Source organism: Brachybacterium sp. ACRRE, assembly GCF_022346485.1.
GTDB classification, from domain to species: Bacteria; Actinomycetota; Actinomycetes; order Actinomycetales; family Dermabacteraceae; genus Brachybacterium; species Brachybacterium halotolerans.
Genome location: NZ_JAKRMO010000103.1, coordinates 1 through 8417, shown reverse-complemented (window position 1 = coordinate 8417; position 8417 = coordinate 1). Strand labels below are relative to the sequence as shown.

Annotated in this window: 13 protein-coding genes and 1 pseudogene; 6 read left to right on the top strand and 8 right to left on the bottom strand. The window is 70.0% G+C overall.

What is annotated here, in order from left to right; all coding sequences use genetic code 11:
• Positions 1-51: 51 nt before the first annotated feature.
• Positions 52-450, bottom strand: a complete 399-nt coding sequence (locus MHY49_RS18370) for a cupin domain-containing protein (RefSeq protein ID WP_239206580.1) — start codon at positions 448-450, stop codon at positions 52-54.
• 233 nt (positions 451-683) lie between these two features.
• Between MHY49_RS18370 and MHY49_RS18365 the strand changes: the two genes are divergently transcribed.
• Positions 684-1118, top strand: a complete 435-nt coding sequence (locus MHY49_RS18365) for a hypothetical protein (protein ID WP_239206579.1) — start codon at positions 684-686, stop codon at positions 1116-1118.
• Positions 1119-1123: 5 nt separating this feature from the next.
• Here the strand turns inward: MHY49_RS18365 and MHY49_RS18360 are convergent, their stop codons facing one another.
• The gene (locus tag MHY49_RS18360; RefSeq protein ID WP_239206577.1) at positions 1124-2020 is read right to left on the bottom strand and encodes a helix-turn-helix transcriptional regulator; all 897 of its coding nucleotides are present in this window, start codon (positions 2018-2020) and stop codon (positions 1124-1126) included.
• A 153-nt stretch (positions 2021-2173) separates the two neighbouring features.
• Here MHY49_RS18360 and MHY49_RS18355 point away from each other — a divergent pair, with 153 nt between their 5' ends.
• Genes MHY49_RS18355 through MHY49_RS18340 form a run of 4 tightly spaced genes read left to right on the top strand, consistent with a single transcriptional unit; the run spans position 2174 to position 4346 of the window.
• Positions 2174-2611 carry a cupin domain-containing protein gene (locus tag MHY49_RS18355; RefSeq protein ID WP_239206575.1) on the top strand — a complete coding sequence of 146 codons (438 nt, stop codon included), beginning with the start codon at positions 2174-2176 and terminating at the stop codon, positions 2609-2611.
• The gene (locus MHY49_RS18350) at positions 2608-3465 is read left to right on the top strand and encodes an aldo/keto reductase (RefSeq protein WP_239206573.1); all 858 of its coding nucleotides are present in this window, start codon (positions 2608-2610) and stop codon (positions 3463-3465) included. The genes MHY49_RS18355 and MHY49_RS18350 overlap by 4 nt, the downstream gene beginning before the upstream one ends.
• 41 nt (positions 3466-3506) lie before the next feature.
• A complete protein-coding gene (locus MHY49_RS18345; RefSeq protein WP_239206571.1) occupies positions 3507-4079 on the top strand; it encodes a DapH/DapD/GlmU-related protein in 573 nt (190 codons plus the stop codon).
• A 30-nt stretch (positions 4080-4109) separates the two neighbouring features.
• A complete protein-coding gene (locus tag MHY49_RS18340) occupies positions 4110-4346 on the top strand; it encodes a VOC family protein (RefSeq protein ID WP_239206569.1) in 237 nt (78 codons plus the stop codon).
• A 61-nt stretch (positions 4347-4407) separates the two neighbouring features.
• Here MHY49_RS18340 and MHY49_RS18335 read toward each other — a convergent pair whose 3' ends face one another.
• The 4 genes from MHY49_RS18335 to ychF are packed head-to-tail and all read right to left on the bottom strand — an operon-like array spanning position 4408 to position 6714.
• Complete coding sequence (locus MHY49_RS18335; RefSeq protein WP_239206567.1) at positions 4408-5028, bottom strand: AAA family ATPase; 621 nt, start codon at positions 5026-5028, stop codon at positions 4408-4410.
• Positions 5025-5327, bottom strand: coding sequence for a HigA family addiction module antitoxin (locus MHY49_RS18330; RefSeq protein WP_239206565.1), 303 nt, complete (start codon positions 5325-5327; stop codon positions 5025-5027). The genes MHY49_RS18335 and MHY49_RS18330 overlap by 4 nt, the downstream gene beginning before the upstream one ends.
• Positions 5314-5595, bottom strand: coding sequence for a type II toxin-antitoxin system RelE/ParE family toxin (locus MHY49_RS18325; protein WP_239206563.1), 282 nt, complete (start codon positions 5593-5595; stop codon positions 5314-5316). Before MHY49_RS18325 ends, MHY49_RS18330 begins: the two co-directional genes overlap by 14 nt.
• A gap of 33 nt (positions 5596-5628) precedes the next feature.
• The gene (gene ychF / locus MHY49_RS18320; protein WP_239206561.1) at positions 5629-6714 is read right to left on the bottom strand and encodes a redox-regulated ATPase YchF; all 1086 of its coding nucleotides are present in this window, start codon (positions 6712-6714) and stop codon (positions 5629-5631) included.
• A 193-nt stretch (positions 6715-6907) separates the two neighbouring features.
• Between ychF and MHY49_RS18315 the strand changes: the two genes are divergently transcribed.
• Complete coding sequence (locus tag MHY49_RS18315; RefSeq protein WP_152351852.1) at positions 6908-7351, top strand: DoxX family membrane protein; 444 nt, start codon at positions 6908-6910, stop codon at positions 7349-7351.
• A 150-nt stretch (positions 7352-7501) separates the two neighbouring features.
• On the opposite strand, the gene MHY49_RS18310 is transcribed toward MHY49_RS18315, so the two are convergent.
• Positions 7502-8173 carry an NAD(P)-dependent oxidoreductase gene (locus MHY49_RS18310; protein ID WP_239206559.1) on the bottom strand — a complete coding sequence of 224 codons (672 nt, stop codon included), beginning with the start codon at positions 8171-8173 and terminating at the stop codon, positions 7502-7504.
• Between the two features lie 154 nt (positions 8174-8327).
• Positions 8328-8417, bottom strand: a pseudogene (locus MHY49_RS18305) (winged helix-turn-helix transcriptional regulator); the annotation flags it as partial.

The window sequence follows — 8417 nt, the reverse complement described above, 5'->3', positions numbered from 1 at the left end:
GGGCGAGGCCGGTCGGGCGGGGGTGGATCCGCATCCACCCCCGCCGCCTGGTCAGCTGCCGGAGCGGGGATGGCGCAGATGCGCGCGCTCGGCGAGCTCCTGCTCGCTCACGTACGTCATCATCTCCTCGCCGGGCGCGCAGACCATGACCGCGATGAACGTGGTCGGGGCCTCGGCGAGATGGTTGGCGGCCTGGTAGTGGATGAGGTCGCCGCCGGGCTCCCAGAAGGCCTCGCCGGTGCGGATGATGCGCTCCGGCTCCCCCTCGAGCTCGAAGACGAGCTCGCCCTCGAGGAGGTAGCCGAAGACGGGGCCGGAGTGGCGGTGCGGGGGCGACCCCGGCGATCCCGGCTCCAGCGTCATGCTCACGGTCATCACATGCGCCGGTCCGACGCCGCCTGCGACGTGGGCCTGATCCAGCAGTCGGATATCAGGGGTGGGTGCGTCCATGGTGCTCTCCTCTCGGGACGGGTGCTCCGTCCCCTGCCCCTACGACCGGGGGCGAGCCGCCCGTGTGAGGCGGCTCCGCGAGGTGGCTACGTGGAATGGCGACGCGGGGTGGCGGCGCGGTCAGCTTCCGTCCTCACATCCCGAGCCTCCGCGCGGTCAAGAGGGTGAGCTGCGCATCCGTCGCGGTGATCGGGTCGGCCTGCCGGCCCGCGGCGCATCGAGAGGATTCCACCGTGAACGTCGTCATCCGCCTGACCCTGGCGATCCTGTTCCTCGACGAGCTCGTCGTCGGGGCATCGAACGCGCTGGTGCCCGCGAGCTTCTACCGGCACTTCCCGACCGTGGACCTGACGCCCCCGTTCAGCGAGCACTACGCACGGGACTTCGGCGGCGCCACCCTGGGGATCGCGCTGCTGTTCGGCATCGCGCTGGTGCGCCCGACGGCGCACTTCGCGATCCCCGCGGCGCTCGCCTTCTCCGTGTTCGCCGTTCCGCACGCGATCTTCCACCTGATGCATCTGGAGGGCGCCTCGCCCGTCGAGGCCGTCGGCCTCACCACGGCGAACGCGATCGTCGCTCTGCTGGGGATCGGAGTGGTCCTCCTGGTGGTCGTGCGGGATCGGCGCGATCGAAGGGATCGGCGGGATCTGCGGGATCAGCGGCGCTGATCCCCTCAGCCCCCGGCTCCCCCGCCCGACGGGATGACGGCGCCGTCCTCCCCGACCTCGCTCGCCGCCCAGGAGGCCAGCAGCTGCAGGCGCTCGGCGGAGACGGATCCGGGCTCGGCCGCATAGACGGTGAGCGTGAGGCCGGGCTCGGACTCCATCCCCATCCCCTCGTACGCGACGGTGATCTCGCCCGCGACAGGGTGGCGGAAGGTCTTCGAGCCCGTGCCGTGGTGCCTGACGTCGTGCGCGCCCCAGAGCCGTCGGAACTCGTCGCTGCGCGTGGACAGCTCTCCGATCAGGTCGTGCAGCTCCTTGTTGTGGGGGTCGCGGCCCGCCTCGGTGCGCAGGATCGCCACCGTGACGCCCGCGAAGAAGTCCCAGTCGGGGTAGAAATCGAGGGCGCGCCGGTCGAGGAACGTGAAGCGGGCGATGTTCGGGGCCTGGCCCGGCATGTCGAAGACGTCCTCGTAGAACGCCCGGCCCAGCGTGTTGGTCGCGATGATGTCCATGCGGCCGTTGCGCACGAACGCGGGGCCGGCGGTCACGGCGTCGAGGACCCACTGCAGACTCTCGTGCGGCGTCCAGCTCCGGGAGGGATGCCTTCGGGGCGGGCGGGCGACGGGGCTGGCGGCGTGCGCGAGATCGAAGAGATGGGCGCGCTCCGCGTCGTCCAGCAGCAGCGCCCTCGCGACGCCGTCGAGGACCTCCGGGGAGGCGCCGCTGATCGCGCCGCGCTCGAGCTTCGTGAAGTACTCGACGCTCACCCCTGCGAGGGCCGCGACCTCGCTGCGGCGCAGGCCCGCCACCCGCCGGTTCCTCCCGGCGGGAAGCCCCACCTGCTCGGGCGAGACGTGGGCGCGGCGCGAGGTCAGGAACTCGCGCACCTCGGCTCGATTGTCCATGGGGCGAGGGTACGCGCGGGCGCCGCGAGGAAGGAGTCTCCCGCAGAACCCCTCTCGCGGGAGACTCCCCCGCGCGCCGGAACCGTGCTGGAGTGGAGACCACACGATCGGCGCGGCCCCTTCGACCGCGCGATCCATGATGAGGAGGCACCCATGACGACGAACGACGGATTCGACCAGATGTTCCCGCTCGGGGAACCGAACGAGGCTTTCGCGCAGTACTTCATCGGCCGCAGCTACCTGGCTCCGCTCACCGGGGGAAGCGCGCCGGTGAGCAACGTGTCCTTCGAACCAGCCTGCCGGAACAACTGGCACATCCACCACGGCCGCAGCGGCGGCGGGGACCAGGTGCTCATCTGCACCGCGGGCTCCGGCTGGTACCAGGCCGACGGGGAGGAGCCCATCAGCATGGAGCCGGGGACCGTGATCCGGGTCCCGGCGGGCACCAAGCACTGGCACGGCGCGAAGGCCGACTCCTGGTTCTCCCATCTCGCCTTCATCACCCCGGGCGACGACGTCTCCAACGAATGGCTGGAGCCCGTCGCCGACGACCTCTACGACCAGCTGCCGACGAGCGGAGAGCGCGCATGAGCATCCTCGACCAGACCTATACCCTCGCCCACGGCGTCGAGATCCCGAAGCTGGGACTGGGCACCTGGTTCATCGACGACGACAAGGCCGCCGAGGCCGTGCGATCCGCGGTCGAGATCGGCTACCGCAACATCGACACCGCGCAGGCCTACGGCAACGAGCAGGGCGTCGGGGAGGGCGTCCGCACCTCCGGAGCGGACCGCGACGACCTGTTCGTCTCCACGAAGCTCGCCGCCGAGATCAAGGATTTTGACGGCGCGGCCGCCGCGATCGACGAGTCCCTGCGCACGCTCGGCCTGGACCGCATCGACCTGATGCTCATCCACAGCCCGCAGCCCTGGGACGACTTCCGCGGCGGCGACTACGCGGAGGGCAACCGTCAGGCGTGGAAGGCCCTGGAGGAGGCGCACCGGTCCGGTCGGATCCGCGCCATCGGGGTCTCCAACTTCCTGCAGTCCGACCTCGAGAGCCTTCTGGAGACCGCGGACGTCGTCCCGCACGTGAACCAGCTGCTGGTGCACGCCGGGAACACCCCGCACGATCTGCTGGAGTACTGCCGTTCGCAGGGCATTCTCGTCGAGGCGTACTCGCCGATCGCGCACGGCGAGATCCTGGACGACGCCGAGGTGCAGGCGATGGCCGAGACCTACGGGGCGAGCGTCCCGCAGCTGTGCATCCGCTACGCACTGCAGCTGGGCACCGTGCCTCTGCCGAAGACCGCGAACCCGGAGCACATGCGCTCCAACGCGCAGCTCGACTTCGAGATCTCGGAGAAGGACATGGCGACGCTGAGGAACATGAAGGGTCAGGACTACGGCGAGTCCAGCGCCTTCCCCGTGTTCAGCGGCAAGTGAGCGGAATGGCCACGACGAAGGACGACGGAGGAGGACGACGCATGGACCTCGAGACGTTCCTCGCGCAGATGGACGCCGGCGCGCCCGCACTCCCGGGCAGCCCGGCGGCACGCATGATGGACGACCTCGCCGACGAGGCGATCGCCCTGTGCATGGAGCTGAACACCCGCGTCACCACCCTCGACGAGCGCGTGGAGATCATGTCGCGCCTCACCGGGCGCGCTGTGCCCGCCTCGTTCCGGATCTTCCCGCCGTTCACGACGGACAGCGGCAAGAACCTGCGCATCGGCGAGCGGGTCTTCATCAACTCCGGCTGCCGGTTCCAGGACCAGGGCGGCATCACCCTGGGCGACGACTGCCTCATCGGCCACAACGTCGTCATCGCCACCCTCAACCACGAGCTGGATCCCTCCCGGCGCTCCACCACGATCCCCCGCCCCGTGGTCGTGGGCGAGAGCGCATGGATCGGAGCGAACGCGACGGTGCTCCCGGGAGTGACGATCGGTGAGGGCGCAGTGGTGGGCGCCGGGGCGGTCGTCACCAAGGACGTCCCGCCACGGACCGTCGTCGGGGGCGTGCCGGCCCGGGTGATCCGGGAGATCGAAGCCGAGTGATCCGAGCATTCCCGGGACCACGGCTGGATCGTGACGCTCGCGGATACCCGCGGCCACCAGCTGAGCCTGATGACCAGGGACGCGACGGCCACGGTGAATCCCGCATGCTCGATCTTCGTCGACGACATCGAGGCCGCGCACCCGGCGGCGATCGCCGCCGGCGTGGAGATCGTCCATCCCCTGACCCGTGAGGACTGGGGCGTCACGCGCTTCTTCTACCGGGACTCCGCGGGATCCGTGGCCAACGTCGGGACGCACACGGGCTGAGAGGCAGGCGTCGCCCCAGACGCGTGCAGGATGCCTCGCGCATCCGAGTCGCTCGAGCGGCTCAGCGCAGCGCGCGCCGTGCCGCCTTGTTGATCGCCCGCCGTCCGGCACGCTTGCCCACGGCTTCAGGGCCCTGCTCGACGGCCCGGGCATCCCCGCGGACCCGTCGCAGCTTCCGCAACCAGTTCAGCATCGTCACCCTCCTCAAGAATCGGGGCCCCGACCTTACGCGCCCCCACCGCAGGGCGACACCGTCCCAGCGTGTGCGGCGGCGCAATACGTCGGACCAGGTCGGCTCACCGACATGGGAGAGACCGCGATCCCTGTCGCCGATCCGCCGCTCATGCTCGTGCACGTCGGAGATCACCAGGTGCACGAAGTCGAGATGCGCACCAGTTCGCGCGGCCGCCGTGCACCAGGTCTGCCGCGCCCCCTCGCTGTCGTTGACAGCATCCACGACGCCATCGAGGCCGAGCCGCAGATTCTGCTCTGCCATGGCACGCGTGGCCTCGTACGCAGCCACACCGACGCGCCACCCTGAAGACAGACCGCAGGCGAGGATCGCCTCCTCGACCGCATCGATGGCCAGGTGGACCAACCCCGTGCGTGCAGCGATGGTCTCGGCAACGCTCGTCTTTCCCACACCGGGAAGTCCCGAGAGCACGACGAGACGACCGGTCACGCGACCGCCAACGGCGTGATCGAGGCGATCTGCTCGCCCGCGACGTCCTCCGCGCGGTCGAGCTCGTAGTGGCTCTGCAGGTTGATCCAGAACTCCGCCGAGGTCCCGAAGTACTTCGCGAGACGCAGCGCGGTGTCCGCCGTGATGCCTCGCTTGCCGTGCACGATCTCGTTGATCCGTCGGGGCGGAACCCCGATCGAGACCGCGAGCTTGTTCTGCGTGAGGCCGAAGCCCTCGATGAAGTCCTCCATGAGGACCTCACCCGGGTGGATCGGCTCGATCCTGTCAGTGGTAGTCAACGATCTGCACCTCCTCCGGTCCGGCGTCGGTCCACACGAAGCAGATGCGCCACTGGTCGTTGATCCTGATGCTGTGCTGTCCGGCCCGATCACCCTTGAGTGCTTCAAGACGATTGCCCGGCGGGACGCGGAGGTCCTCAAGGTTCTTCGCGGACCCGACCTGACGCAGCTTGCGCAGTGCAACCCGATGAATCCTCGGATCGATCGACCGCACGCGATCACGACGCCACAGCCGTTCGGTCTCCTTGTCGCCGAACGATCTGATCACGAGACCAGTGTATGACGGGGACCGTCATTAACGCTAGACGTTAAACCGGAACTCCACGACGTCTCCGTCGGCCATCACGTAGTCCTTGCCCTCCATGCGCACCCAGCCGTGGGCCTTGGCGTCGGCCATGGATCCGGCCTCGACGAGCTTGTCGAAGCTGACGATCTCGGCCTTGATGAAGCCGCGTTCGAAGTCCGTGTGGATCACGCCGGCGGCCTGCGGGGCGGTCGCGCCCTGCGGGATGGTCCAGGCGCGGGACTCCTTGGGGCCGGCGGTGAGGTAGGTCTGCAGGCCCAGCGTGTGGAAGCCGACGCGCGCGAGCTGGTCGAGGCCCGACTCCGCCTGGCCGGTGCTCTCGAGCATCTCCCGGGCCTCCTCCTCGTGGAGCTCGGCGAGCTCGGACTCGAACTTGGCGTCCAGGAAGATCGCGTCGGCCGGGGCGACGAGCTTGCGCAGCGCCTGCTGCGAGGCCTCGTCGGCGAGCCCCTCCTCATCGGTGTTGAACACGTAGATGAAGGGCTTGGCGGTCATCAGCTGCAGCTCGCGCAGCAGAGAGGCGTCGATGCCCGCGGCGGCCGCGCCCTGGAACAGGGTCTTGCCGGTCTCCAGCAGATCCTTGGCCGCGTCCATCGCCTCGAGCACGGCGGGCTCGGTCAGCTTGCGCTTGACCTCCTTCTCGACGCGCGGGCGCGCATTCTCGAGAGTCTGGAGGTCGGCGAGGATCAGCTCGGTGGTGATCGTCTCCATGTCGCCCGACGGGCCCTCGGAGCCCTCGGCGCGGATCACGTCGGGATCGGCGAAGGCACGAGTGACCTGGCAGATCGCGTCGGCCTCGCGGATGTTCGCGAGGAACTTGTTGCCCAGGCCCTCGCCCTCGCTGGCGCCCTTGACGATGCCGGCGATGTCCACGAAGGACACGGTCGCGGGCACCTGCTTCTCGCTGTCGAACATCTCGGAGAGCGTGCCGAGCCGCGGATCGGGCAGCGGCACGACGCCGACGTTCGGGTCGATCGTGGCGAACGGGTAGTTCGCCGCGAGGACCTCGGCGCGGGTGAGGGCGTTGAACAGGGTGGACTTGCCGACGTTGGGCAGTCCGACGATTCCGATGGTGAGAGCCACGGGAGGGGAGTCTACGGGCCGAGCGGCCCGTATGCCCGCCGTGCGCAGCAGTCGTGGGCGAGAGCACGCCGTGCGGGACCGCGGACGGGGCGACGGGTGAGTCCTCGCGCACCACGGCCGGGCGTGCCTCCCCCGTCCCGGCCGGATTCATTACTCTCGTCCTGCACGGACCGCTCTCGATCAAGGAGTCCCCATGGCCTTCAGCCTCAGCAACACCATCCTGCGCGGCGTCACCGGCGCCTACATCCTGAACTCGGGGATCGGGAAGCTCGGCCTCCCCGAGGAGGCCGCCACCGGTCTCCAGCAGATGGCCTCGCAGGGCATCCCGCAGGTGGAGAGCCTGTCCCCCAAGCAGTTCGGCTGGCTCGTGAGCCTCGGCGAGATCGCCGTCGGCTCGGCGCTGCTGCTGCCGCTCGTGCCGACGCGCGTGGCGGGCCTGGGCCTCGGCGCCTTCAGCGCCGGCATGCTCTCCATGTACTTCCGCAACTCCGAGATGACCCAGGCCGACGGCATCCGCCCCTCCCACGCGGGCACTCCGCTGTCCAAGGACCTGTGGCTCGCCGCGATCGCGCTCGCGCTGGTCGTCCGCGGCGCGGGCTCGAAGAAGGTGAAGGTCAAGGAGGTCGCGAAGGACTGACCTCCGCGCCCCGTAGAGATGAGCGTGGCGCACCGGACCCATCGGATCCGGTGCGCCACGCTCATCTCTTCTGCCGGGTCGGCCGCGGACCACCCGTCGGGCCGCCTGCCGCGGCCCTCGGCCGGCCCGGCCGTCCGCGGGACCGGCGGGTCAGTACGCGACGGTGAAGCGCGCGTTCCGGTGCGCGGGCTCCTCGATCTCGTCGGCGACGGCGATCGCGAGATCGGCGCCGGAGATGAAGGACTCGCCCTTCTCGTCGGAGACGAGCACGTCGCCGCCCACGCGGTAGGAGCCGGTGCGCTCCCCCGGCGCGTATCCGCCGAAGCCCGCCGCAGGGCTCAGGAAGAACCAGTCGAGCTCACCCGTGTCGCCTCGCAGGTCCTCCAGGACGCCGCCCAGCTCACGGGCCTCGGTGAGGAACGCGTCCGGGAAATCGGGGGTGTCCACGAGCAGCGGACCTCCCTCGCTCACGTGCAGGGAGCCGGCACCGCCGATCACGCCCAGGCGCACGCCGTTGCTCTCCGCGATGCGGGCGAGCTCGGCGTAGGCGCCGCGCAGCACGCCGGGCTCGGCGAGCTCACCGCGCGGGGAGCTCGTGGCGATGACCACGTCGGCCCCGTCGAGCACGTCGGCGAGGAACGCCGCATCGCGCACGTCCCCCGCGCGGTGCGAGGCACCGACGGGAAGGCTCTGCGGAGCCGTGCGGCTCACGGCGACGACGTCGTGGCCGCGCTGCGCGGCCTCCTCGACGATCAGCGAGCCGGCATAGCCGGTGCCGCCGAGGACGACGATGCGGGAGGAGCCGGTCGAGGTGCTGGTCATGGTGTCTCCTTCGGGGCGCTCGGCGCCCGGGTCGATCTGATGCCCGACGGATCCGCCGGGCCGGTGCGACGTGCGCCGCACCCACGACGCTCACTGTAGGTAACTCGGTATCCTTTGGGAAGTAGGCACCTTGCAGTAACCGTCCGTCGGCCTCGAGGGAGCGCAGGGTCTGGGTGAGCATCTTCTGGCTGATCCCGTCGATGAGCCGCGAGATCTGCGAGAAGCGCAGGGGACCGTCCTCGAG